The 25,790-nt window shown below is 43.5% G+C and carries 17 protein-coding genes; 14 read left to right on the top strand and 3 right to left on the bottom strand.

Features of this window, described 5'->3' with window-relative positions; genetic code table 11:
- Positions 1–35: 35 nt before the first annotated feature.
- The gene (locus GL182_RS07255) at positions 36–1,181 is read right to left on the bottom strand and encodes an amidohydrolase family protein (protein ID WP_240469720.1); all 1,146 of its coding nucleotides are present in this window, start codon (positions 1,179–1,181) and stop codon (positions 36–38) included.
- A 405-nt stretch (positions 1,182–1,586) separates the two neighbouring features.
- On the opposite strand from GL182_RS07255, the gene GL182_RS07250 reads away from it, so the two are divergent.
- The 9 genes from GL182_RS07250 (at position 1,587) to GL182_RS07210 (ending at position 19,864) form a co-directional block, all read left to right on the top strand.
- Positions 1,587–2,186, top strand: a complete 600-nt coding sequence (locus tag GL182_RS07250) for an RNA polymerase sigma factor (protein ID WP_163378969.1) — start codon at positions 1,587–1,589, stop codon at positions 2,184–2,186.
- Between the two features lie 571 nt (positions 2,187–2,757).
- Positions 2,758–3,867 carry a FecR family protein gene (locus GL182_RS07245; RefSeq protein WP_163378968.1) on the top strand — a complete coding sequence of 370 codons (1,110 nt, stop codon included), beginning with the start codon at positions 2,758–2,760 and terminating at the stop codon, positions 3,865–3,867.
- 147 nt (positions 3,868–4,014) lie between these two features.
- The gene (locus GL182_RS07240) at positions 4,015–7,338 is read left to right on the top strand and encodes a SusC/RagA family TonB-linked outer membrane protein (protein WP_163378967.1); all 3,324 of its coding nucleotides are present in this window, start codon (positions 4,015–4,017) and stop codon (positions 7,336–7,338) included.
- Positions 7,339–7,370: 32 nt separating this feature from the next.
- Positions 7,371–9,173, top strand: coding sequence for a RagB/SusD family nutrient uptake outer membrane protein (locus GL182_RS07235; protein ID WP_163378966.1), 1,803 nt, complete (start codon positions 7,371–7,373; stop codon positions 9,171–9,173).
- 777 nt (positions 9,174–9,950) lie between these two features.
- Positions 9,951–11,363: a sulfatase gene (locus GL182_RS07230; protein WP_163378965.1), complete on the top strand. Its 1,413-nt coding sequence runs from the start codon at positions 9,951–9,953 to the stop codon at positions 11,361–11,363.
- A gap of 439 nt (positions 11,364–11,802) precedes the next feature.
- Complete coding sequence (locus tag GL182_RS07225; protein WP_163378964.1) at positions 11,803–14,985, top strand: SusC/RagA family TonB-linked outer membrane protein; 3,183 nt, start codon at positions 11,803–11,805, stop codon at positions 14,983–14,985.
- 103 nt (positions 14,986–15,088) lie between these two features.
- The gene (locus GL182_RS07220) at positions 15,089–16,534 is read left to right on the top strand and encodes a RagB/SusD family nutrient uptake outer membrane protein (protein ID WP_163378963.1); all 1,446 of its coding nucleotides are present in this window, start codon (positions 15,089–15,091) and stop codon (positions 16,532–16,534) included.
- Positions 16,535–16,678: 144 nt separating this feature from the next.
- Positions 16,679–18,304, top strand: coding sequence for a sulfatase (locus GL182_RS07215; RefSeq protein ID WP_163378962.1), 1,626 nt, complete (start codon positions 16,679–16,681; stop codon positions 18,302–18,304).
- Positions 18,305–18,319: 15 nt separating this feature from the next.
- Complete coding sequence (locus tag GL182_RS07210) at positions 18,320–19,864, top strand: sulfatase (RefSeq protein ID WP_240469718.1); 1,545 nt, start codon at positions 18,320–18,322, stop codon at positions 19,862–19,864.
- Positions 19,865–20,108: 244 nt separating this feature from the next.
- On the opposite strand, the gene GL182_RS07205 is transcribed toward GL182_RS07210, so the two are convergent.
- Complete coding sequence (locus GL182_RS07205; protein ID WP_163378961.1) at positions 20,109–20,636, bottom strand: aldo/keto reductase; 528 nt, start codon at positions 20,634–20,636, stop codon at positions 20,109–20,111.
- A 271-nt stretch (positions 20,637–20,907) separates the two neighbouring features.
- Between GL182_RS07205 and GL182_RS24445 the strand changes: the two genes are divergently transcribed.
- Together GL182_RS24445 and GL182_RS07195 are read left to right on the top strand one after the other, a co-directional pair.
- On the top strand, positions 20,908–21,207 hold the full coding sequence (locus GL182_RS24445) for a hypothetical protein (protein WP_205603598.1): 300 nt from the start codon (positions 20,908–20,910) through the stop codon (positions 21,205–21,207).
- On the top strand, positions 21,164–21,568 hold the full coding sequence (locus GL182_RS07195) for a hypothetical protein (protein WP_163378960.1): 405 nt from the start codon (positions 21,164–21,166) through the stop codon (positions 21,566–21,568). Before GL182_RS24445 ends, GL182_RS07195 begins: the two co-directional genes overlap by 44 nt.
- On the opposite strand, the gene GL182_RS07190 is transcribed toward GL182_RS07195, so the two are convergent.
- Entirely contained in the window at positions 21,565–22,170 is a 606-nt protein-coding gene (locus GL182_RS07190) for a DUF2459 domain-containing protein (protein ID WP_163378959.1), read from the bottom strand. The genes GL182_RS07195 and GL182_RS07190 overlap by 4 nt on opposite strands.
- A 331-nt stretch (positions 22,171–22,501) precedes the next feature.
- Between GL182_RS07190 and GL182_RS07185 the strand changes: the two genes are divergently transcribed.
- The 3 genes from GL182_RS07185 to GL182_RS07175 all read left to right on the top strand — a co-directional run bounded on the left by GL182_RS07185 (position 22,502) and on the right by GL182_RS07175 (position 25,719).
- Entirely contained in the window at positions 22,502–22,810 is a 309-nt protein-coding gene (locus GL182_RS07185) for a sulfatase-like hydrolase/transferase (RefSeq protein ID WP_163378958.1), read from the top strand.
- 642 nt (positions 22,811–23,452) lie between these two features.
- A complete protein-coding gene (locus GL182_RS07180) occupies positions 23,453–24,805 on the top strand; it encodes a Gfo/Idh/MocA family protein (protein WP_163378957.1) in 1,353 nt (450 codons plus the stop codon).
- 209 nt (positions 24,806–25,014) lie between these two features.
- Entirely contained in the window at positions 25,015–25,719 is a 705-nt protein-coding gene (locus tag GL182_RS07175) for a sulfatase-like hydrolase/transferase (RefSeq protein ID WP_163378956.1), read from the top strand.
- Positions 25,720–25,790 lie beyond the last annotated feature (71 nt).

The following is a 25,790-nucleotide window of genomic DNA, read 5'->3' as shown; positions in this document are numbered from 1 at the left end:
TTCGCAAGGATTGAAAACTTTATTACCATCCGGAACTAGCGGCGGAGTCCCGGGTACCAGGTTTCGGCATTGGTCCGGTAAATTTTATCCACCACCGTCTTGGGCAATTTCAATCCTTTAAAGCTACCGGTGACTTTTGGTACCTGCATCTCTTCATCCCCGGTAAAAAATTGCCAATGACTTAACCAAACCTGATGGGCATGTTCCGAAATTTCTTCCGGTTTCGTCAATCCCTTCGCCTGTATGTCCGATGCTCCGGCCCGCAAATCCGTTCCATAGATGAGTCGGTCCTGGTACTCGATGATAAAGTCGCGCACTCCTTTCCAATTGGTTACGGCCTGGTGTTGCAGGTGGGAAATTCTTTCTGCCATATCCACCGCCATGTTGGGATAGGAATCCAGTCTTTTTGCCAGTTCGTTTACATCGTATTCCAGGCTTCCCAAATGCGCCCCGACAAATCTTAGATCCGGAATATTGGCGAGCAGTTGATCCCGGGCGCTAATCTGCTCCTCATACGAAGGTAAATCCGGGAAATGATACATGTGGTATCTGGGGTTTTCCCGAAAATATTCCCGGTCCCCCTGCACCGTCATTTCTTCCAGCGGCAACCAGGTATTTTTCGGTTCCCCGAGATGGCCTAGCAAGGTAATGTCTTTTTCCACCAACAACTGAAGGATGGAATCGAAGGCAGGATCGGTAATCATTACCAGTTCGTCTTTTTCATTTTTCAACTCCATGCCAATATTTTTCCACACCTTTACCGCTATAGCTCCCCTGGCAATGGATTTTTCCAAATAGTCCAGGGTTTTCCTTTCCCAATCGTTGTCCGTAAATCCCTCCAGGGAAAAGGTCGTGCCATAGGTAACGATATCCGGAAATTCGCCAATGAGTTTCAACGAAAAATTTTCCTGCGCTTCCGGTGTCAGGTTTGGAGAGGTATACACACTTACGTTCAGCAGCCTAAACTTATCCCGGGCTGCCTGACGTATAAAGACGGTGTCGAAATCCGTTCTCAGGTGCAAATGGGCATCGATTTTTTCTATTCGGTCAAAATCTTCCAGGGAATAGTAGCTTTCTTCCATGGTTTCAGGCGTTACATTATTGTTTTTCGGTGATTGACCGCAAAACACGAGGGTGAAAAGACAGAAAGAAAAAGCAAATGGTTTGCCTATTTTGGTCATTATTTTCATGGTTTTCGAAGGAGTGTGGTAAAGGTTTTTTTCGGGTCCAGCTCTTTTCCTGTTGGATTGGACGAGGAGGTTTACCTCTGGTTTGGTATAATTTTAGAGAATTTTTAGGTTAAAAAAAAGGGTAGCCCTTATTTATGAGGAGATTGCTGCGTTCGCCCTGCCGCAAGGTATGTTGTTTTCGGCACAAAATGAGGAAACAGGATCAGTTTGTCTAAAAATACCATTCTGTAAAAAAACCGGAAGGGAAAGGATTTTTTCGATGGCAACATGACCATTCCTTCGTTTGATTGTACGTCGGTTACCAAATAAAAGGGTTTTTCTTAACAAGATTTGCTAATTTTTAAATTTATACCGATCATTAGGAGTTGAATTAAACATTTACCCAAAATAACCATCGTGAAATACCAGGAAAACCCTATTTCCTTTAGTGACCGCAATGAGCTTTGGCTATCGTTACGAAATGGAGAACGAGAGGGTTTGGAAGGCTTGTACCGTTTATTTGCCTATGAACTTTTCAAGTATGGCCTGGCCTTGGTGAATGATGCCGATTTTGTGCAGGACTGTATTCAGGAAGTTTTTATTGATTTGTGGAAGTACCACCAAAATCTTCCGAAAGCAGATCATGTAAAAGTGTACCTTTTCAGGTCCCTCTCCAATAAAATATACCGGGAAAGCAAGAAGCGATCCAAATGGAAATGGGAAGAACTGGGGGAAGATGGCCCGCATCTATTATCCCTTGAATCCAAGGAGGGTGAACTCATTGGGGTGCAGCAGGAAAAAAGCCTTCAAATCAAATTGGCGGCCGGGCTAGAGAAATTGCCCCTCCGGCAAAAGCAGGCCATACAGTTGCTGTATTTTGAGCAGTTTTCCTATGAGGAAGTTTCAAAAATGATGGGCATCAACCTGCGGTCGGTATATACACTTGCCTGGAAAGCCATCAGTAGTCTGAAAAAGTATGTGGTTTCAATGCTGGTAGGGTTATTCTTTTTTATTTGAAATGCCTTAAAAAATCCCCCAGCCCCTTTTGGTAAAGGGGGATTTGCTGAAAAGGAGATTTTTTGCTGAAATTGGGTAATGTGGTCGGGCTGAGGGTAGGCAAGGCGTTTGAAATACTGTAAATCCGATCGTGAACTAATCCCCCTTGCTAAGGGGGCGAAGGGGGATTTTTTCGTTCATTCCGTTTTTATACGCTGGCAATCGGGCTGAGGAAGGAAGCTTTTTGACGCCCCAAATCCGATCGCACACAAATCTACCTTCACGGGGAAAGAGTCTTTCCCGACCAATGCCGGTAAGGGTTTCCTTAACTAAATACCAATAAAACAATATGTTATAAATTTACATGCCTGCAAAAATAATTTTTACTTTAGGAAAAGGCTGTCTTATTTAAGAGAGTTCCGCTGATGAGGGTTGGATGGATGCTTAGATGGATATTCTGTTTTAATCGTTTTACAGACGGTTAATACAGGCACTAAGGGCTTTTGATCCTTAGTTTATAGCTATTTTTAAAAAATATTTAAAATATTTTTCTTTTCGAAGGATAACTTTTTCATTCCCTTGTCTCCTTTGTATGAATACCAATTTTATGTGCAAGCGAGATTATACGACAGAAGATTTTGTATTGGACCCCGAATTCCAAAAATGGGTCTTGTCCCCTGACAGGGCTACCAAAACGTATTGGGAAGGGTATACCAGGGAAAATCCCAGGAAGCAAAAGGAAATGATGCAGGCCAGGAGACTGGTGCTGAATATGTCCAGACGGGCTAGGGAAGTAGAAGAAGGGCGCATAGAGGATACTTGGAATCACATTGACCAAGCCGTGGATAAACTGCAGTTGGAAATTCAGGACAAAAAAGTCATTCCACTCGATTCCTCAAGTACCCTAAGGCATTTCGAAAGCAGAAAGTCAACTGGTTACCACAGGTCAATGCAATTTTACCGGTTGGTGGGCATATTGGTTGTTGCTTTTACACTGTCGTTCCTGGTTAATGTATTTTTCCCCCAGCCTGTCCCGAAGATCGTGGAAATTCCTGTGGTTTACGAGGAGCACGTGGCCCCCCCGGGGGTAAAATCCAATTTGACCTTACAGGACGGTTCCAAGGTGATTCTAAACTCGGGAAGTTCGCTCCGGTATATCAAAAATTTCGAGCCCCATCAGCGCATTGTGGAATTGCGGGGTGAGGCATTTTTTGAAATAGCAAAAGAAACAGAACGGCCATTCACTGTCAGAACAGGCCCTGTTTCCACCACTGCCCTGGGTACCTCCTTTAATATCAAAGCATACGATAACAAATCCCTGGATATATCGCTTCTTACGGGTAGGGTGCTTGTTCAGCGGGACTCGGTTCTTTCCCAGCCGGTCAACTTGCAAAAAGGAGAGGGGTTGGAAATTGATTTAAATCATCAGGAGATGAAACGGGTAATTTTTGATCAGGACCGGGTCCTGGCATGGACCAAAAAAACCATTGTCTTTGACCAAAGCCCCATGTGGGAGATAAAACGGGTGTTGGAAAACTGGTACGGTGTTTCCATTCGGTTTTCCAATTCACCCCATCCGAATCTGGAAGTTTCGGGCCGGTTTCAGGACCAAACCCTGAAAAACGTATTGGAGGGGCTGAGCTATTCGGCCCGTTTTGAGTTTACCATCGACAAAGACCGGGTAACCCTGGTGTTTAACTAAGTACTGCCTATTAAGAAAAAATAAGAGTCAAAAAGAAAAGGGGACCTACTTGCATCAACAAGTAAGTCCCCGAGTGTAAGCGGAATGCGGGACGGCCATCCCTCATCCGAAAACTGTTTATTTATGCAAAACAAACGCTGTAAAGATATGAAAAAATACCTACTTAAGCATGTAATCTACATGAGCAAATTATTTACCATGGCTTTTACCCTACAATGCCTCAGCATGAGTTTGCTGCTTGCCTGGAATGGCAATGCCCAGGTGAAAAGTATTGAAGAGGTAAGCGTATACCTTTCTTTGAACGAAGTAAAGGTAGAAACAGCTTTTAAAGAGCTTGAAAAGATTACGGATTTCAATTTTGTTTTTGCCGGCCGTGAGATTCGGGACAGCCCTTTGATAACTTTGGAAAGCAGGGGCGAAAGCCTGTACGACCTGCTGGTTTCCATTGCTACCCAGTCCAGCTTACGTTTCAAGCAGGTAAACGAAACGATTCATGTCAAAAAATATGAGAAAGAGGGACTGATTAACTTGGTGGAATATGAAGACATCACGGTTTCCGGAAAGGTAACGGATGAAAATGGAGAACCATTGCCAGGAGCAACGGTTACGGTACTTGGTACAAGCTCCGGAACTGTTACTGATTTAGACGGAAATTATTCACTGACGGTCGACGAAGGAGCCATTTTGGTGTTTTCTTATATTGGATATGTTGCTAAAAACGTCACGATTAGCAATCAATCCAGTTTAAACATTAGTTTGGAACCTGATGCATCTGCTCTCGAGGAGGTCGTAGTAGTAGGATATGGAGAAGTTAAAAAAAGTGATTTGACCGGAGCGGTAGGTTCCATAGATTCGGAAGATATTATCAGGCAAAACCCGGTTCAGGCGGCAAGAGCACTTCAGGGGCAGGTAGCCGGTGTTAATGTGAATAAAATCAATTCCCGGCCAGGTTCTGATTACACCATTGATATACGGGGGCTGCAATCAATTGGCTTCAGCAACGAACCGCTGGTTGTCATTGATGGTGTCATGGGAGGGAGACTGAATACCTTAAATCCCAGTGACATCGCTTCCATGGATGTATTAAAAGATGCCTCCTCCTCTGCGATATACGGTGCCAGAGGTGCCAACGGAGTGATCATTATCACAACTAAGAAGGGGGTTCAAGGGAAAACAAAAGTTACGTATGAAGGATACGCAGGGGTGAAAGCCCCGGCTTTTTTGCCTGATCTTATGAATGCACAAGAATTTTACACCGCCTACAATGACGTGGTCCTGGCAGAAAACCCGAACGCCCAGGTGATTTGGACAACGGCACAACTGGAGAACGTGCAAAATGGGAGGTCGGTTAATTGGGTGGATCAGGTTACTGACCCTTCCCTTCAAACCAGTCATGTGGTTGCTCTTTCCGGAGGGAATGAGAATACCACTCATTATTTTTCGGCGGGTTATTTGAATGAAAAAGGCAATGTACTCCATACTGGTTTCGAAAGGTTTAACCTAAAAGGAAGTGCCGACAGCAAATTAAACGAGGTGGTTAAAGTAGGGTTTAACACCTACTATACCTACAGTATTCTGAATACTGGTTCTTTTGAGACACTAAGGAATGCCTATAGGGCGAGACCTACCGGTACCATCTATTACGACGATTTGAGTAACCCCACTGAAACCAATGATAAAAATGTGGATGGATACGCGTTCTGGATGGGAATCAAAGATACCCAGGTCAATAATCCCCTGACAGAGGTAGCCGCTAAAAATTTTCAGGATGAAACAAGGGTTTCCAGCTTTCTTGGAAATGCGTATGTTGAGTTGACACCTTTTGAAGGGTTTTCATTCAAGTCTTCCATGTCGGCTTCTGTTTTTAATAGCAGGAGAGGCGAATTCAGAGGAGCGGATTCAAAAAGCCGGTTGAATAGACTTCCCAGCGCCGGCAACGACTTTAACTTTAATGGATCCTATACCTGGGACAATATCTTGAATTATAAATTGAAAAGGGGATTACATGATTTGAATTTCACGGCGGTACAGAGTGCCCTTCAGGAAAGGTTTGAAACATCCAGGATACGGGTAGAAAACCTGGCATACAATTCTAGTTTTTATGCATTAAATACCGCTGCCCAAATTAACGGGGTGTTGAGTGATCTGGTAGAAAGATCCATTCTGTCCTATATGGGTAGGTTTAATTATATATTTAACGAGAAGTACCTGTTAACCCTCACTGGAAGGTATGATGGTTCCTCAGTTTTAGCAGAAGGTAACCAATGGGCCTTTTTTCCATCTGCAGCCATTGCCTACAGGATTGGAGACGAAGCCTTTATCCAAAACATGAATTTATTTTCGGATTTGAAAATCAGATTAAGTTATGGTCGCGTAGGTAATGACGTGGTTGCACCCTACAGTACACAGGCATATTTAAACAGGACCGCTTATGATTTTGATGGCAATCCAGCTTATGGCTACGCACCAAGAAATATCGGGAATTCTCAATTGAGGTGGGAAAACAGTGAGGAATTTAATTTGGGTGTAAACATGGGGTTCATGGAAAATAGGATCAATGCTGAGGTCGAATTGTACACAAAAAAGACCAATGATTTAATTCAGAATGTGGCAATTCCTACATCCCTTGGATTTGGTGCGATAACCTCTAATGTTGGTAAATTGCTGAACCGGGGAATTGAAGTGACCATCAATTCAGTCAATGTTCAAACCCAAAATTTCAGGTGGAATACTACCGTTAATTTCTCTTCCAATCACAATGAAATTTTAGAGTTGTATGGAGGCACTGTGCAGGAAGACATCGCCAACCGACTTTTTGTCGGGCATTCCCTAAGGTCAAACTATTACTACGAATTTGACGGTATTTGGCAGTTGGATGAAGCTGAGGAAGCCTTGTCCTATGGACAAGTACCTGGTTCTGTAAAAGTGGTAGATCAAAACAATGATGGGTTGATTTCCTCTTCCGAGGGAATAGATGACCGGGTGATATTGGGAAATCAATTGCCCAAATGGATGGCTGGATTTAATAATATGTTTACTTATAAAAACTGGGACCTCTCAATTTTTATATATACCCGCCAAGGGGTTCAGTTTAGAAATAGCTTGTTGCAGGGTACTATGGGGGACCTGGGTAGTAACCGGTACAATAGGTTGAATTTGAATTATTGGACAGAAAGCAATCCTACTGACGACTATTATGGTGTATGGCAAAACAATCCTTTCAGGGAGGCTATTCAATATAAGGACGCAAGTTTTTGGAGGATTTCAAATATCACCCTAGGATATACGTTTCCTCCTGGTTTACTCAACACCATCAAATTCAGTAATTTAAGATTGTATGGTCAGGCAAACAACGTATTTATTTTCACAAAGGAAAAAAATATGTGGATGGATCCGGAATTTAATTCAGGAACCTATCAAGATGATGTTCCCCATTCCATTTTCCAATTTGGGGTAAGTGCATCTTTTTAATTTTCCTTTCTGATACTTAAAACAGTAAAAAAATGAAAAAATATAACCTTTTCTATGCAATCCTGTTTTTTCTGCTGATGTTGGGCGGAACAGGATGCCAGGATTTCCTTAAAGAAGAATCAATCTCAAATATCACGACAGATTCTTATGTGACCACAGAAGCCGGCTATGAGGATTTAATCAAATCCTGCTACCCGCTTTTGCGGGATTTTATTCTTCAATATCCACTTGCCTTGCCAGGAACTGACCTTTTTCAAAATGGCCTTTGGACGGAAAAAGCCGTAGGTCAGGGACCGGCCCTGGATACCTACTTAAATATTACCTCGGAAACCTTCATCGCACCATGGGATATATTTTACCGGCAAATTGGCAGGACCAATGCAGCCATCAACCGGGCCAAGGACATTACGTATGCCAATCCGTCCCAAAAAGCTGCAAGGGTCGGCGAGGCCAAATTTCTACGGGCATTGACTTATTTTTATCTGGTGCAGACCTGGGGAGATGTCCCCATGCCGCTAGAGGAAACCATCACCGCCAATACGAATGTAGTAAGAGAATCAGCTGCTAATGTTTACAGCCAGATCTTAAAAGACCTGACTGAAGCAGAGGCCGATCTGCCTGTAGAGGCCAGTGAATATGGCAGGGCAACCAAAGGAGCAGCCCAGTTTCTTTTAGCAAAAGTTTATTTGACTCGTGGCTGGAATTTTAATAACTCTTTGGGTGGAAGTCCGGATGATTTTGACAAAGCCCTGGAGTATGCGGATAAAGTTATTGAAGCCTATCCTTTGGTGGACTCATACAACACGCTATTTCCCATTCGTTCTGAAAATCCACTGACTCAATATTCCGGTCCCCAGGATGCGAGAAACAGTGAAGTGGTATTTGCCATTCAATACAACAATGATGTTCTAACCAACGCAATGGAGGGTAATAATAGAGAACCTGGAAATTACTACCATTCCATTTTTCCAGGAAATGGGGAACTGGTAGGAAGTCGGGGTAGGACTAGTGATTATAACCGAAACCTGGGCCAGAATGAACCAACACCAGCTCTTTATAGAATGTTTGATCCTCAGGTAGATAGTCGCTATGCGCATAATTTTTTGCGTGTGATTTATGCCCTTCAGCCCGTTAATGATTATGCTTATAGTTTTGAAGATCCAAGCCTGACTGTAAGTTATGATATTGGTGACACGGTTGCGTATTGGACCCCATGGAATAGGCCAGCATATGGTGAGGATAAGGGAATTGACGAAGGGGGAACCAAGAAATATGCCGTCATGAATCACGAACAAATAATCAGCGGAGAGGCCATTTCGAGACTCACAGCATTCAGGCCCTCCATGTGGAAATTCTGGGAACCCAATATTCCTTATGGAGATGGACATGGAACATTTGATTTCGCGCTATTCAGGTCTGCTGAAGCATATTTATTAGCAGCCGAAGCCATTGTAAAAGGAGCTACCGGAGGAGCCTTGGGAGGTGCTGAGGTATATTATAATAGCGTTTTGGATCGGGCTGTAGGGGAAGGTGTAGAACCTCAAAAGGCCAAATTTCCTGAAATCCTCAGTTCTTTGGAAACCGAATCCTATCGCGCTACCGCCGCCACGATTTCCATTGACATGATTTTGGACGAAAGTGCCAGGGAGTTAATGGGTGAATTCAACCGTTGGTTTGATCTCAAACGGACGGGAACGTTGTTGGAACGAACAAAAAAATACAATTTCTGGACCAAGGCAAATGGAGCCTTATCCGAGATTCACCTGGTTCGGCCCATTCCACAACACGAAATAGACCGAACCCAACCCCCTCTCCAACAAAACCCTGGATATTAACTATGTGGTAAAGAAAACGGGAAGCTCTTGGTTTCCCGTTTTTTTTGACGAATTATACACCCGGAGCTATTCCAAAGCAAAGGCAAAAAATATCGATTTTGCGGTTTTGAATGAGCTTCTTCTGATAAAGTATAAAAATGCAGCAATGATGGGTCCTTAGAAGACTTTTTTGCAATTTAAAAAAGTACAAGTGCATGGCATTGTGCAAACGAACACCAAAAAGCCATACCATGCAGCTAAAATTCCAGTCCAAACCAATGTTTAGTTTCAGGATTAGAGCCTTTGTTTTTGTTTTATATGGAGCCTTACTCCATTAATTATTGCGTTATCGGTTGTATCCAGATTCCCCGGAACGTCTTGGTTGGCTCGGTCAAGATAAGTAATCTGCGAAACAGAAAGGAAGGCCATGGTACAATCTCCCAGTGTCAATTGCTACAGGGGGAATACCAAGCCCGATCCATCCTCTGCAAAATAAGATAGAAGGACTGTTTTTTGATATTAAAGAACCAAACTGTGGGCTAAAATCAGTAAATTTCCTTCGTTAAAGGTAAAAAATCAGTTGAGAAATGAGAAACATAACATTCGGGATGAGCGGAATACCGAACGTATCCAGCCGTAATTTCTTATTGGTCTGTAATTTATATTTCAAACCGTCACGGATGACAGCCATTTTATGATACTTTTTTGGAAAGGGGTAATGCGCTTCCGTAAACAGAAACGCTTGAAATGGTAAATTACAAGTATCCAAACGTTTAGCTATAAGCGAATCTGCTAATTATGAAAAGCTCTTGTTTTATTTTCCCACTTTTATTGCTACTGTGTACGGCAGCTAGTAGCACCTTTCCTACTCCAAAACAGGCAAATACTCCCAATTTTATCTTTATCCTCACCGATGACCAGGGTTGGAGTAGCACCTCCATTGGGATGGATGACCGGATTCCGGCGTCCAAAAGTGATTTTTTTGAAACTCCTTCCATTGATCGCCTGGCCCGGGAAGGAATGCGCTTTACCCGTGCCTATGCGCCTGCGGCCATCTGCTCGCCCACCCGAAGGAGCATCCTGTTTGGACAAACGCCTGCCAGGCTGGGGGACAAGACCTTCCCGGCTACGCATGATCCCCGATTGAATTCTCCACAGCTGACCATTCCGGCTTTGCTGAAAAACATTGATCCCCGGTATCGGGCGGCCCATTTTGGCAAGTGGGATTTGCGGGCGGAGATTTTTCCCGAAGATCTGGGCTTTGACGAAAGCGACGGCGATACCCGGAATGCACACGGCAATTTAATGACGGCAAAAGACGATAAGTGGGAGGCGGTGTTTCTTACCAATGATCCCAAGCGTAGCTCCTCCATCACTCGGAGAGGTATCAACTTTATGGAAAGGCAGGTGGACGCGGGAAACCCCTTTTACCTGCAGCTTTCACATTACGCCCCACATGTTGACATGCAAACCCGGGAAGCAACACTGGAGAAATACCAGAACAAACCAAAAGGAGTGAAGCACACCCATCCGGCCTGGGCAGGGATGTTGGAGGACATGGATGCCACCATCGGGCAGGTTTTGGACAAGGTTGCTTCCCTGGGCATCTCCGAAAATACCTATATCCTATTGATGGCGGATAACGGATCCGTGGAAATGCTGCCCCCGGTACCCTCCCGGAAAAAACTGCAACACCCGGATGCCTTCGAACTCCCCCTGCGGAATGCACCGCTTCGCGCAGGCAAATGGACCCTCTACGAAGGGGGAATACGGGTTCCATTTATCGTAAAGGGTCCTGGGATAATACCCGGTAGTACGAGTCAGGAGCCAGTAGGCGGTTGGGATATTTTGCCGACCCTCGCCACCCTCGCCGGATATACCGGTCGGCTACCGGATAACCTCGATGGAGGAAGTTTTGCGGGTGTGTTGCAATCGGAAGGAATCGGGGAGGTTCGGAGAAAAAATGATTTCCTGGTTTTTCATCGGTACAGCGATGGCTATCCCCACTCAGCCCTGATTCAGGAAGACTATAAAGTCATTCGGTTTTGGAAAACCGGCAAACTGGAATTGTATCACCTGCCCGATGATCTTGGCGAAACAAAGGATTTGTACGCATCCCAGCCCAAAAAGGCGGAGGAACTGGACAGCAAGCTTCGGGCCTACCTGCAGGAGGTAAACCCGGAATTGTTCAATAAATTAAGCACTTATTGATCGGTTGTTTGCGGGAGGTAATTCCTGGTTCAATCCTTGTTTGCAGGCCAAACGAATTCAGCCAAGCAGTTAATTTACAGCAAACTTGTCTTGCTTTTATTTCGTGGCTTTATATGTATTATTTGTATATACCTTTTCAAGACGGAGCCTGAAATTCTCCTGAAAATGTTCAGATTTCAGTGCCTGGAAATTCCCCGAATATTCCGCCATCCCCCTTCTTTTACTTTTTGAGCACAGAAATAGGGGGACACATAAATTGGATGTACAAAGTGCCCAATTCCCCAAAAAATAAAATTGCTAGAAGTATTGATTTCATGCGTTAAAAATTTAAACCTTTTGTCAAGCCTGGGCTAACATATTACACAGGATGGGTAAAATATTGGATAATAAAACTAAAATATCCTGGTAATTTTATTCACTAACATAAAACCCCACTGTAATGAAAATAAATACTTATTTCAGCAGGAAGAAAATTGATTTTTGCTTCTATCTGAAAAAGATAAGTCAAAAAAGGATACCTGCTAGAAAGGTGATTTACGGATATTGTTTGTCTCTGCTTTTTATTGGCCAACTTACCGCTTCCGGCTTATCCATTAACAATGGAGGAACGAATGTTCTTTCCAACAACATCAGTCCACATTTCATAAACTTACCAGGTTCTGGAGAGGCCCCGATGCCTTTACATGTAGACATTCAAATCTCAGGAACGGTAACCGATGAAAACGGAGCGCCTTTACCAGGGGCTTCGATTACCGTGCTTGGAACGAGCTCGGGGACTGTCACCGATATAGATGGTAACTATTCCATTACCGTCCCGGAGGAAGCAGACCTGGTGTTTTCCTACATTGGCTATGAATCAAAAACAGTAGCCGTAGGCACCCAAACCACCATAGATATCACCCTGTTACAGGATGCCTCTTCATTGGATGAAGTGGTGGTCGTAGGATATGGAACAGTCAAAAAAAGTGACCTTACGGGATCCGTCAGTTCCATTCAGGCGGATAAATTGAATACGGATTCCCAGGGATCGGTAGAGCAGATCATTCAGGGAAGGCTTCCGGGTGTTCAGGTGACACAGGCAAGCGCCAGACCTGGAGGAAATTTTTCTATTAGAATTAGAGGCTCTAATTCCATAACCGCAGGAAATGAACCGCTTTATGTAATTGACGGACTTCCAGGAGCCAACCCGGAAAATTCCTTAAATCCTTCTGATATAAAATCCATAGAAGTGTTAAAGGATGCCTCGGCTACCTCGATTTATGGAGCAAGAGGGTCAAACGGAGTTGTCCTGATAACCACCAAAAATGGAAAGCAAAATAGTCCTTTAACGATAAGTTATAATGCCACGACCAGCATTCAATCTGCTACGAAAACATTAGATATGATGAATGCCCAACAATACATGTCATTTTACAATGACGTGTACAGCGATAGGGGCCTTGAACCGATTTTTAGTCAAAATGACTTCACTTCCATAGGGGCAGGTACCAATTGGCAAAATGAGATTTTCCGTTCCGCACCCATTCAGGAGCATCGGCTTTCTTTTTCGGGAGGGTCTGAAGATACCCAATATTACCTATCCTTGAATGCATTTGATCAAGACGGCATCGTAATAAGTTCTGGTTTTAAAAGGTTTTCCGGCCGCATAAATTTAACTCATTCTGTGGGTGATAAGTTAAAAATAGGGGTCAATTTCAATAATAGCTATGTCAAAGAGGATCAAGTGCCACTTGGTCTTGGAGTAAACGCTACAGCCGGGGTGATTGCGGCGGCATTGCAATTACCACCAACAGAACCGATATTCAATAGCGATGGGGCCTATTCAACCAGCCTTCAGGATTTAAGCAATCCGGTGGCCCAGGCACGAACGATGGATCGATTTGAAAGAAGAACCCGACTGTTTGGTAATGGATTTTTGGAATATGAGGTCATCAGTGATCTGAAGGCAAAACTAAATTTTGGTTTGGATCAGGGCATTGCTAGAAGTGATAGTTTCGATGATGTTGTGACTCAAATTGGACTTTTGAGACAAGGTCAGGCAACGCAAAACTTGAGAGAAAACAATAGTTATGTTTATGAATTCACATTGGATTACAATAAGATATTTAATGGTCAGCACAAATTAAATTTGCTTGGTGGTTATTCCTATCAGGAATTCATGAATTTAGGGTTTAATGCAAGTGCCATGGATTTTCCAACCACATCCTTTGGGCCAAATAATTTAGGTTCCGGAGATCCATTGCTATATGAAGTCGGGTCATTTAAAGGGAAAAACAATATTGTCTCAGGTTTTGGCAGGATGAACTATTCTTATGATGAACGTTTTTTGATGACGGCATCATTTAGGGCGGATGGGTCTTCCAGATTTGGTGCGAACAACAAATTCGCCTACTTCCCATCAGGAGCCCTTGCGTGGAACCTATCCAACGAGGCTTTCTTCCCAGAGGACGGTTTTGTTTCCGATTTTAAATTAAGGACTAGTTTTGGGGTGAGCGGCAACCAGGAAATTGATAATGGAAGATCGCTTGTTCTTTTGGGGTCAGGACCAATCTCCGTTTTTAATGGGGATGAATTTCAATCTATTGCGCCTACCCAATTGGCAAATCCAGATCTAAAATGGGAAACAACGGAATCCTTTAACCTGGGAGTCGATTTTGGTATGCTTTCCGGAAGAATATCCGGTTCAGTGGAATACTTTCAGAACAATACCAGGGACCTATTATTGCTCTTACCCATTCCTACCACCACAGGTTTTGGCAATTCTTTGCAAAATGTAGGAGATACCAGAAATAGTGGTTTTGAACTTTCACTATCATCAAGGAACTTCGTTGGTAATTTTTCATGGATTACTGATATAAATATGGCCACAGTAAAGAATGAGGTTACTAATCTTGGTCAGCTGCCAAGAATTCTTCAAGGCGGTACCAGGTTCATGCAAGATTATACGATATTGGAAGTGGGCCAGCCTGTCAATGCTTATTATGGTCACGTGTTCGATGGGATCATCCAGACTGCAGAGGAGTTGGCCAATTCACCTTCTCAGACAAATGGTGCTGTCGGCAGTAGAAAATTCAGGGATTTAAACGGTGATAATGTAATAAATGATCAGGATAGAACCATAATAGGAGACCCGTTTCCTGATCTTACCTTAGGGCTAAACAACACCTTATCCTATAAAGGCTTCTCGCTGGATTTATTCTTAGAAGGTAAATTTGGTTTTCAATTGGCAAACTTCACCAAAATTGATTCTGAAAACCCAATCGACGATTTAAGAAACAGACAAACCTATGTATTGGACAGGTGGACCCCTGATAACCCAACGAATGAACAACCCTCTTTTGTTAACCCTTCCCGTACCTATGATTTCAATAGCAGGGTAGTAGAAGAAGCTTCTTTTGTAAGATTAAGAAGTGCCAGGATATCCTACGGATTTCCAAACTTAAATATTAAGGGTATTTCATCATTGCTTTTGTTCGCCTCAGGTCAAAACCTGGTCACTTGGACCAATTATAGTGGTTACAATCCAGATATCAACTCTTTGGGAACTTCGAATTTAAGGATTGATTATAGTGCTTACCCACTTGCCAGAACATATGCAATCGGAATTAATGTAAATTTTTGAAAATATGAAATCGACACGATTAAAATCATCATTAAACACACAGGGCAATGATTATTTTAATCGTCAAAGATTCCATCTGACCAATAAAAAAAAATATAAACAGATGAAAAAGATAAAATCACTTATTTGGTTGGCAATGATTTGTTCAGTGCTCATTTCATGCGAAGACCTATTGGAAGAAGAAACCTTTACCGTCTTGAGTCCCAATGATTTTTTCAACACAGGCGATGATCTTGATGTAGTTCTTAATTCGGTGTACGGTGAAATAAGGTATAGCGATATAAAGCGAGATGGGGTAACGCTACAGGAAGTAAACACCGATATTGCCTTGGAACGTGGCGGCGGGATATTTACCTTCAACGAACCCATTGAAGAATTCACCTGGACAAGTTCGCACCAATGGATTAGGAGTATGTGGGAACGTCGTTACCGTACGATTTTCAGGACAAATGTTGTACTGGATAATGCAAATGCTATTGAAATGAATGAGGATAGAAAAAGGGAAACAATTGCAGAAGCCAGGTTTTTAAGGGCATTCAACTATTTTCTCTTGTATGATTTATTCGGGCCTGTCCCCCTAATTACCGATAGCCAAACTACTGTAACGGATCGTCCGGCAAGGGCTTCTGAAGAAGAAATAACGTCATTCATTGCAGATGAATTCATAGCTGCGGCGGATGCATTGCCTGTGGAACCTAGGAATGCTGAATACGGGCGTGCCACTAAAGGGGCTGCACTTGGAGCCTTGACCAAGTTTTATATGATGACCAAAAATTGGCCTGAAGCTGCATCTGCCGCCAGAGAGGTGATGGACCTTGGGGTATATGATTTGTTTATCCAAGGTGATAGAACAGAGTTGTTCAGTCCCGAAAACCAAAGAGACAACGAATTCATCTTTGTGGCCGTTATGTCAGATAATCCGGATGATAATACCGGAGATGGCTGGCTAAGTCATGTCGTTCCCAGAGGCTATCAATGGCAATATCCTCCACGTGCCATATTTGCTGCAGAGTATAAAATATGGTCTGCTTTTCTAGAACTTTTTGAGCCTGAGGATGAAAGGTTAAACGCATTTTTATTTGAGTTTGTCAATGAACAAGGTGAGACAATTGTTTTAGGCAATGATAATGCACGGAGTATGAAATTCCCTGAATATCCGAGTCAGGGGATTAGCCGTTCGTCAGATGATTTTCCATTTATCAGGTATGCAGATATCCTACTTTCCAGATCGGAGGCTTTGAACGAAATCAATGGCCCAAACCAAGAATCTGTAGATTTGTTGAATAGGATAAGGGAAGCCGCTGGCGTTTCCACTTTCACAGTAGGCGATTTTCCAGCCAAGGAAGATTTCAGGAATTTTATATTAGACGAAAGAGGCAGGGAATTCCATACAGAGGCATTACGAAGGCAAGATCTGATACGTCACGGCAAATTTATTGAAATGGCAAGAGATCGGGGTAAAGCCGCTATGGACCATCAGGTAAGGTACCCTATTCCACAAACTGAAATTGAACGAAATTCAAATTTAACTCAAAATGAAGGATATTAGATCATCATGGTTCAAATTACCTGAGGCTTTTATTTTCTGTTTTTTTGGAAATTTATTCGAGAAAAGGATCCATTTGAAGGTTGGAAAACCCTTGCATATAGGGATATAAATGCGGGAATCGATAATAAACCTAATTTAAAGTTAATGAAAAGGAATAGTATAATTGTTGGTGTTCTTTTAGGCACCCTACTGGCGACGGCCTGCAACACAGAAGAGAAGGATAAAACCTCCCCTCCCAATATCGTTTTTATCATGAGTGATGACCACGCCTATCAGGCCATCAGTGCCTATGGTCATGGATTAAATGAAACGCCCCAAATTGACCGGCTGGCTAAGGAAGGGGCGATTTTTACCCGGGCCTCGGTTACCAATTCCATTTGTGCCCCCAGCCGTGCGGTAGTTTTGACGGGAAAACACAGTTTTCTCAATGGGAAAGTGGACAATGTCCAACCCTTTGACTGGGACCAGAATAATTTCGCCAAGATGCTTCAAAAGGCGGGTTACAATACGGCCATGATAGGAAAGATCCACCTGGATGGTTTGCCCCAGGGATTTGACCACTCTATGGTACTGCCCGGGCAGGGTCATTATTATAACCCCGATTTTCTGGTTAATGGAGAAAGGAAGCGTTTTGAAGGGTATGTTACCGAACTCACCACCCAATTTGCCTTGGATTGGCTAAAAGAAGGTCGGGACCAGGACAAGCCCTTTCTGATGATTTATAACCAAAAGGCCCCTCACCGAAATTGGAAGCCTGCACCAAAATACCTGACCTTGTACGACGATAAAACCTTCACGCCACCGGCTACTTATTTTGACGATGAGACCAACTACGAGGGTAGGGGAACAGCCGCCAAGACCCAGGAAATGGAAATTGACGGTCATGCCAGGTGGGGCCATGACTTTAAATTTGAGGTAGACCCGGATGGCAACGAAACGGGTTTTTCCAATGAACTGGAAAGGTTCACAGAGGAGCAGAGGACCCAATGGAGGGAGGCCTACAATCCAAAAAACCAGGCTTTTTTGGATGCTTATCCCCAGGCTGAAGGGGTTGCCTTTCAGGATAAGGAAAAGGAAAGAGAAATCGGAGTTTGGAAATTCAACAGGTACATCAAGGATTACCTGAGAACCATCAAATCCGTGGACGATGGGGTGGGCGAGGTATTGGACTACCTGGAAGAAAATGGGCTGGCAGAGAACACCATTGTGATCTACACTTCTGACCAGGGATTTTACCTGGGAGAGCATGGCTGGTTTGACAAAAGGTTTATGTACGAGCAATCTTTTCGAACACCCTTATTGGTCCGATACCCCAAGGAAATTAAGCCGGGGACTGAAATCGATAAACTGGTCCAAAACCTGGATTTTGCGCCTACCCTGCTGGACTATGCAGGGGTAGAAGATGCCCCGGAAATGCAAGGTGAGTCTTTCAGGAGCCTGGTGAGCGGCCAATCCGACGAATGGCGGGATGCAGTTTATTATACCTATTATGAGTACCCCTCTGTCCACATGGTCAAGAGGCATTACGGCGTGGCCACGGAAAGGTATAAACTGATGCATTTCTATTATGACATCGATGAATGGGAAATGTATGACCTTGAAAAGGATCCCAATGAAATGAACAATGTCTATGATGATCCTTCCTATGCGGAAGTGAGGGAAGAATTGCACCAAAAATTGGAGGATCTACGGAAGGAGTATGGGGATTCTGATGAAATGAATCAAAAATACCTGGATGCTTATTTGGAATATATAAACAACAGGCAATAAGCTGATTAAAAGAAAATGAAAATTCAGGAATTACCAGCATGCATCTTGGCGGTAAATTGCAGAAAAAGTAGGTTTTATACGTTTTTCCTTACGGTAGGTATGTGTTTTATAGGCTTGAACCTTCATGCACAAAAGCCTAATATCCTGTTAATTGTTTCGGATGATCTCAATACCCGGATTGGACCCTATATGGATATCGATAATCACACCCCGAATCTTGATAGGCTTGCCAGGGAAGGGGTAAGGTTTTCCCGGGCCTATAGCCAATTTCCGCTTTGTGGCCCTTCCAGGGCCTCCTTCATGAGCGGTTTGTACCCCCAGACCAATGGGGTATTGGGAAACAATGACCAACCGGGTAGCTATAAAAAAGAAACTGCAGCCTTGGCCAACCATCCTTCTATGGCAGGGTTTTTCAGGGAGCGGGGTTATTATACAGCCAGGGTTTCCAAGATTTTTCATATGGGTGTTCCTGGTGGTATAGAAAGGGGTGACCCGGGAGGGGATGAGCCTGATTCCTGGGATTATGCGTACAATGTGCTTGGTCCGGAAACCCTAAGCCAGGGCCATTTGGAGCTACTTTCACCTAAGAACCTTCATTATGGATCAAATTTTGCCCAAATGGTCATTGCCGATAGTCTGGAGGGTACGCAGACGGATTACCTGGCAGCGAGCCAGGCCATTGCCATTTTGGAAAACCGGGTTGGAAAAGTAGCTCCTCATGCGACCAACAAGGTCAAAGTGAAAAATGAGGCCCCGTTTTTTCTGGCGGTTGGATTTGTCAGGCCTCATGTGCCCCTGATTGCCCCTGAAAGCAGTTTTTCTCCTTATCCGGTCCATGAGACCGTTTTGTCTTCATTTACTATTGGTGAAAATGTTCCTGAGCCGGCTTTGAGAAGACAAAATGAGAAAGTCTGGGGAATGGATGCGATACAGCAAAGAAAGACCATAAGGGCTTATATGGCCAGTGTCCGTTTCATGGACCAGCAGGTGGGCCGGTTACTGGATGCCCTTGACCGGATGGACTTGAGGAAAGAGACCATTGTCATTTTCATGTCGGACCATGGGTATAATTTGGGAGAGCATGATTGTTGGTCAAAATCCAGCCTTTGGGAGGGAAGTGTGGCGGCACCGTTGATCATTTCGGTACCGGGAAATAAGTACGAAGAGAAGTACGGAACCACGAATAATTCCATTACGGAATTGATTGATCTATATCCAACTTTAGCAGAATTGGCTGGGTTTGCCAACGAAAAGCCATCCATCCTTCAGGGAGAGAGTTTGGCCGGGTTTTTAAAGGCAGGTGAATATGAAAAAAACAAGAATTACGCCTATACCATCACCAACGGTGGGGCTGCTGCTTCCATCAGGACCAATCAATGGCGGTACACCCGATGGGGAGATGATGCAACAGGAAATAATGAAGAGCTTTATGATCACTATAATGATCCGGAGGAACATGTCAATCTGTTGGGAGACCCTTCAAAAAAGAGCGCATTGGAGGAGTTAAGGATCCAATTTGAAGTGGTTAAGGAAAAAGCACGAACGGGTATTCTTTTTTAGTGATTTCAGGAGTTACCTTTTCCAGGAATTAAAGGCGTTATATCAATATAAAAACACACTTTCGGATCAGGCACTATTCAAGCTTGAATCCTCGCCGGGATTCATCCTCCCGGAACCCATTAAACGGTTAACCCGGCTGCAATTCTAACTTTTTACTGGCTACCGATAGGTTGTCGTTTACATGTTGTTCATCCCAAAGATTGGAAATTACTGCGGATATGTTTTGGTTCTGTAAGGCCCACATTTAGGCTTTTACCGGGGCTTTCATCTCTCCGGGCACAATCCTTTGAACTTTTTGAATGCGCCACTCGGGTATGGGCTGCAGTGCTTTATGCTGGGTAGCTACAGCCATAGCTGCTTTCATGGCGATGATGCCCATGCCGCTTATTTTGGTGGTCATGAATACCTTTTCGCGTTTAGCACTATTGTCGATGATTTTACCATAACTTTCTTCACATTCGCCATTACCGTAAGAAGGCGCCATATCCAGATAATTCAATCCACGTTCCATGGCAATTTCGGTCATCCGCAGGTTACCTAGCCGGACAGGGTCGCCACCATTGACCACTTCGGAGATCATCAAACCGGTATTTCCCAACCGGCGATAGGCCATGCCTGCTTGTATGTTGCGCCATTCAGGTAGGATATCCGGTTGCAGTTTAGGGGCCGGTGGGTTAGTAGCACTTGCCTTTCCCAGTAAAAGAATCCCCAAACTTAAGGCGGCACCGACTGAAATAAATTTTCTGCGATTGATGTTGAAGTTATCCATCATAATTATCCTATAGTTTATGTTCCCCTTTTGTTGACTAACATTCTATAAAGTAAAAATTGTGGCTGCTTTTAGCTTAAAAAACTATTTTTTAGTAAGTTACAGTACAAAAATTGCTTTCTAAAGATACAAAAAGTCTGAAGAATTTGAAAAATTTTGAGGGGGATAGTAGTTCAAAGCTTTGTTTTTTTTACAAAAATATAATGTCAACCAAATTCCTAAAGGTGTTTAATATCATTGTTAATTTTTTAGTTATTTTCAGTATATTTATTCCATGGAAGGCAAAAAACCCGATACTGTCAAAGAGCCGGATTTGGAATACACCAACCATTCCTATGCCGACTACCTGACCTGGCAGATGGAGGAAGTGGTGGAACTGATCAAAGAGAAGATTTTTAAAAAAGCTGTGGCCATACCGAAAGGGATTCGGGAAAGTCAAACCCAGTACAGATTGATGAACCAAGATTATTACCGGCGCAACCTGCTCCCCGCCATGCTGGGATGGTTTAGTATGAATGCACAAACAAGTATTGAAGACACCGAATGGTTACCTGGCTCGGGCAGCAGGTTTTGATGCCAGATTTGCCTTTAACCTGAAGCTTAACCAGCTGGCTCAAAATGGGGTAACCGATGCCATTTTCAGTACCATAAATACCTGGGAAGCGGCAAGAATGTCCGGGGCTTTTATCCAAGAGCAAAAATTAAAGATGGAAAACACCGATAATGAATTCCACCTTGAAGCCAGCGATAAAGGAAAGTGGAATTTATATCAATTTCAAGTGGAAAGATTTGTCTGCGAGCAAAAAATCAGCCAGCCGGGTGAGCCTCTAGATTCAGTATTCGAATTTGAAAATCCCTATGACGATCAACCACTGATGTTTATAATCACCTTCAATCCTGGAAAAGATGAAAGCCAGGCGAACATGTTCTTCTAATCACCTTCCACCACCAGATCACCAAAATCCTGGACTTTGTTCAATATGCTTCCGGTAGTTTGGTGCCAGATTGGGCCGATTGAAAAGCCTGCCCTCTTAAGCGCCCTTGCTACCCAAACATTTGAATTGTTTGGAAAATAGTAGGATGAGCTTCCTTTGTAAAAATTACTTGCACGATATATGCCTTCTGCGACTGGAATTATTTTCCCATTTTCATCCAGTTCAAGTTCCGCCACAAGATAGCCCCTGAGCCTTTGAAGTTGTTCCTCATTGAGTGTTATCCTTACCACATCCGTATCGAAATAATGGTTTTCTACCCGCCCATGGATGGGATTAATATGCAGTACTGAAGAAGTAGGCCAAAATACAGCCTTAAATGCAAACCAGAGATTGAACCCTTCGTGGGTAAAAAAATCTCTATCGCCCCATCCAATTTCCAGATAAGAAGTTGCTGCAAAGTTATGGTCCTCCCTCCACAGGCTATCAGGGAAAACGTATCCCGGCACCACTATCCCGGTATGCCAGCTAATACTGCTTACATAGATGACATGCTGGTCGTCTGGCCCCTCTTGCTGATGGTCCGAACCTGCCAGGAGGAACATATAAATCCAAAATAGTTTTACCATGCTACTTATAACTAAATGAGCTTTAAAACTTCGGTTGGGATTATTGCCTTCCCAATAATTTACACCCAGCCAAAAATGTTCCAAGTTGGATTTTTAACGACAATAGGATTATGGGGGCTATCCTGCATGATTTATATACGATTGAAGCGGCGACCTGGACAGAAGACCTAAAAAAAATTCCATTGGAAGACTTTTTACCTTACTTGACGGAAAAGAGTATCCATTATCTTCAAGTGTATAAAACCGCACAAAGTAGTAAACCTTTTTTCTTTATTTCTCCCCTTAAATTACTCATATTCCTCTTTCCGTGCATCCCAGTTTTATTGGTAAAACCAAAGCTGGACTTTATGGCGATTATGTACACAAATTGAATCATTATATTGGACAACTTTTGGATGAACTGGAAAGGTTGGGGCTTAAGGAAAACACCATCATGCTATTTGCCAGCGATAACGGGTCCCAGTTTGTGGGAACCCATCCCGAGGAGGAGCTGCAAAAGACCACCAATAGTAGGGCTGATGACAATGATAAAATTGATGATACTTACCACAGGCCTAATTTTACTTTTCGCGGAACCAAGTGGACAGCCTATTTAGGTGGTGTTCGGTATGCTTAATAATCACTGCTCCGATCAAGACTCTTGGGTAAAGGGCAGGCCTGCCGGTTGCTTTAGGTGAGTTTCGTTTGTTGTACATGTTCACCAGCTCATCCCAGTGGATCTGTTTACTGAGTACTAAATATAGATTTTTATCCAAGACCTCGGCCGGTCTATCTGCAGTTTTAATTTCCCCCGAGGATTGGAACTGTGGGAATCCATTTAAAAAGTCAAAATTATATCCTTTCCGGCCTTACAGAAAGAACACCAGTCATTTATTGACTGGAATATCTCGATATCCGGCCAAAATAACCAGATGTGGACATCAAATAGAAATAAAATTATATGAAGATCATTGTTACAAAGCCGACCGGGAGCAAATTGATAAGCTGATCGAAGTGGCATCAAAAAAGGAAAGAGGAAAAAATATGAGGATCAACCCAGGAGTATATGGTTGAGGTTTCTTCTGTTAACTCAACCTATACAAATCACAGTCATTTTACGCCCAAAAGTCAAAAAAATTAGGTGATTTGACTGAAGTTAAACCAAATAGGCTACGATTAAATAGCTTTTGCTTTATTGCCGGTGCTAAAATTCGCTCAAAAATCACTAATTTGGATTTTTAAATTAGATAGTCAAGTTATACCCAAATCAAAGAATATAATGAAATCAACAAGAAGAACGTTTCTAAAATCAGCTTCAACAGCCAGTTTAGGAGCATTATTTATTCCTAATTTTATCGAACGTCCGCCAAGTACAAAATTGCGTTTTGCAATGATTGGTGTAGGAGCCAGAGGTCGTGCGAGTTGGAGCCAGGTTGCCGTAGAGGATATTGTGGCCATGTGTGACGTTGACGACAGAATGACTGAAAATGCCTACAAAACGGTGCCTAAAGCTAAAAAATACAAAGATTTCAGGCGGATGTTTGACGAAATGGCCAACGAAATTGATGCCGTTATGATAGCTACGCCTGACCACACCCATTTCCCAGCGGCAATGGCTGCCATGCAACTTGGGAAACATGTATTGGTCGAAAAACCACTGGTGCATAATATTTGGCAATGCCGTACCATGAAAAAAGCAGCAAAACATTATGGTATTGTTTCGCAAATGGCAAATCAAGGGCATACAACCCACGGAATCAGATTAGTAAAAGAATGGTATGATGCAGGTGTTCTTGGAGAGGTAAAAGAAGTAATTAGATGGGGAGGCCCAACAACTTTTAGTCCGGATGGATATTTTTCGAAGCCGGAGGGGTTCCCATTTCCAGTACATGAAGTACCCAAAGAATTGGATTGGGATTTATGGAAAGGTCCCGCAGCTGATCGTCCTTTTAATAATGAATATGCACCTAAGTCATGGAGAACTTTTTACGATTTTGGTAGCGGAGCAATGGCCGACTGGTGTTGTCATACCTTAGACGCTCCTTTTTGGGCATTGGATCTGGGCATGCCACATACCGTAGATGCAGTGATACCAAACCCTGAAGTTCCTGATCATAGTATGATTGCACAGGAATCAACGATAACCTGGCAATTTGGAGCTCGCGGTACGAAACCACCTGTTACCATGAAATGGATTGAAGGCATGGGCAAACCCGAATTGAAGGAGGAGTATGGGCTTGAAGAAATGCCGGAAAATGGGATGATCATGATTGGTTCGAAAAAGACACTTTACCATGGAGGTCGTCCAAATAATCCCCGGTTACTTGTTCCTGAAGAAGAATGGATCGATTTCCAAAAGAATAAACCAGCAGAAACCATTCCAAGAGTGGAAGAAGAAAAACCCGTACAAGAGTGGGTGGCTGCCATTAAAAACGACACCTTACCGGGCTCAAACTTCGATTATGGTGCAGACTTAACCGAAATGGGATTGGTTGGTGTACTTGCTCAACGGTTTGGCGGAACCATTAAATACGACGAAAAAAACATGAAGGCCATTGGTCGTCCAGAGCTAGATGCATATATTAAAGAACCTGTTCGCGAAGGATGGTCTTACGGAGAAGAACTTTGGTAGAATACCAGATACTCTTTCAGATGATTCTTTTGAAAAGAACAAACTAATTCATATAAAATATACGAATCGGAAAAACAACAAGTTAGGGAGTAGTTTCTGGAACGGAAAATTAGGGTAGGGGATACAAAGCCAGATCCATCCGCTAAAGAGTAGGGTGAAGGACTGTTTTTTGATCAAAATGAACCAAATTATAGGCAAATCTACTTATCATGAAAAATGCTTGTTTTGTTTTTCCCCTTTTGTTGTTGCTGTGCACGGCAGCTAGTAGCAGCTTTTCGACTTCAAAACAGATAAATCCTCCCAATTTCATATTTATCCTCACCGATGACCAGGGGTGGAGTAGCACTTCCATCGGCATGGACGACCGTATTCCGGCATCCAAAAGCGATTTTTTTGAAACGCCTTCCATGGATCGCCTGGCCCGGGAGGGGATGCGCTTTACTCGTGCCTATGCGCCTGCGGCCATTTGCTCGCCTACCCGAAGGAGCATCCTATTTGGACAAACGCCCGCGAGGCTGGGGGACGAGACCTTCCCGGCTACGCATGATCCCCGGTCGAATGCTCCCCAGTTGACCATTCCATCGATGCTGAAAGGCATTGATGCCCGGTACCGGGCCGCACACTTTGGTAAATGGGATTTGCGGGCGGAAATTTTCCCCGAAGATTTGGGCTTTGACGAAAGCGACGGCGATATCCGGAATGCACACGGCAATTTAATGACCGGAAAGGACGATAAATGGGAGGCGGTATTTCTTACCAATGATCCCAAGCGTAGCGCCTCCATCACACGAAGGGGTATCAACTTTATGGAAAGGCAGGTGCGTGCGGGAAACCCCTTTTACCTGCAGCTATCGCACTATGCCGTACACGTAGTCATGCCCGGTTTATTGCCGGATTTCGCTGTGCTTGTTTAGCGATACCCATGGAGGCAGCAGATGCCCGGTTCGATGCATGCGCTGGCAGCAACCGCTACCGACGGCGGGCG

The sequence above is a fragment of the Cyclobacterium sp. SYSU L10401 genome (assembly GCF_010993705.1).
GTDB lineage: Bacteria > Bacteroidota > Bacteroidia > Cytophagales > Cyclobacteriaceae > Cyclobacterium.
The sequence above is the reverse complement of the archived record's forward strand: the minus strand, read 5'-3'. Positions and strand labels throughout refer to the sequence as shown.

Bases quoted from the DNA above. Each gene is read 5' to 3' on its own strand.
- GL182_RS07255 (WP_240469720.1), bottom strand. From the start codon at position 1,181: ATGACCAAAATAGGCAAACCATTTGCTTTTTCTTTCTGTCTTTTCACC.
- GL182_RS07245 (WP_163378968.1), top strand. From the start codon at position 2,758: ATGAATACCAATTTTATGTGCAAGCGAGATTATACGACAGAAGATTTT.
- GL182_RS07240 (WP_163378967.1), top strand. From the start codon at position 4,015: ATGAAAAAATACCTACTTAAGCATGTAATCTACATGAGCAAATTATTT.
- GL182_RS07235 (WP_163378966.1), top strand. From the start codon at position 7,371: ATGAAAAAATATAACCTTTTCTATGCAATCCTGTTTTTTCTGCTGATG.
- GL182_RS07230 (WP_163378965.1), top strand. From the start codon at position 9,951: ATGAAAAGCTCTTGTTTTATTTTCCCACTTTTATTGCTACTGTGTACG.
- GL182_RS07225 (WP_163378964.1), top strand. From the start codon at position 11,803: ATGAAAATAAATACTTATTTCAGCAGGAAGAAAATTGATTTTTGCTTC.
- GL182_RS07220 (WP_163378963.1), top strand. From the start codon at position 15,089: ATGAAAAAGATAAAATCACTTATTTGGTTGGCAATGATTTGTTCAGTG.
- GL182_RS07215 (WP_163378962.1), top strand. From the start codon at position 16,679: ATGAAAAGGAATAGTATAATTGTTGGTGTTCTTTTAGGCACCCTACTG.
- GL182_RS07210 (WP_240469718.1), top strand. From the start codon at position 18,320: ATGAAAATTCAGGAATTACCAGCATGCATCTTGGCGGTAAATTGCAGA.
- GL182_RS07205 (WP_163378961.1), bottom strand. From the start codon at position 20,636: ATGATGGATAACTTCAACATCAATCGCAGAAAATTTATTTCAGTCGGT.
- GL182_RS24445 (WP_205603598.1), top strand. From the start codon at position 20,908: ATGGAAGGCAAAAAACCCGATACTGTCAAAGAGCCGGATTTGGAATAC.
- GL182_RS07190 (WP_163378959.1), bottom strand. From the start codon at position 22,170: ATGTTCCTCCTGGCAGGTTCGGACCATCAGCAAGAGGGGCCAGACGAC.
- GL182_RS07180 (WP_163378957.1), top strand. From the start codon at position 23,453: ATGAAATCAACAAGAAGAACGTTTCTAAAATCAGCTTCAACAGCCAGT.
- GL182_RS07175 (WP_163378956.1), top strand. From the start codon at position 25,015: ATGAAAAATGCTTGTTTTGTTTTTCCCCTTTTGTTGTTGCTGTGCACG.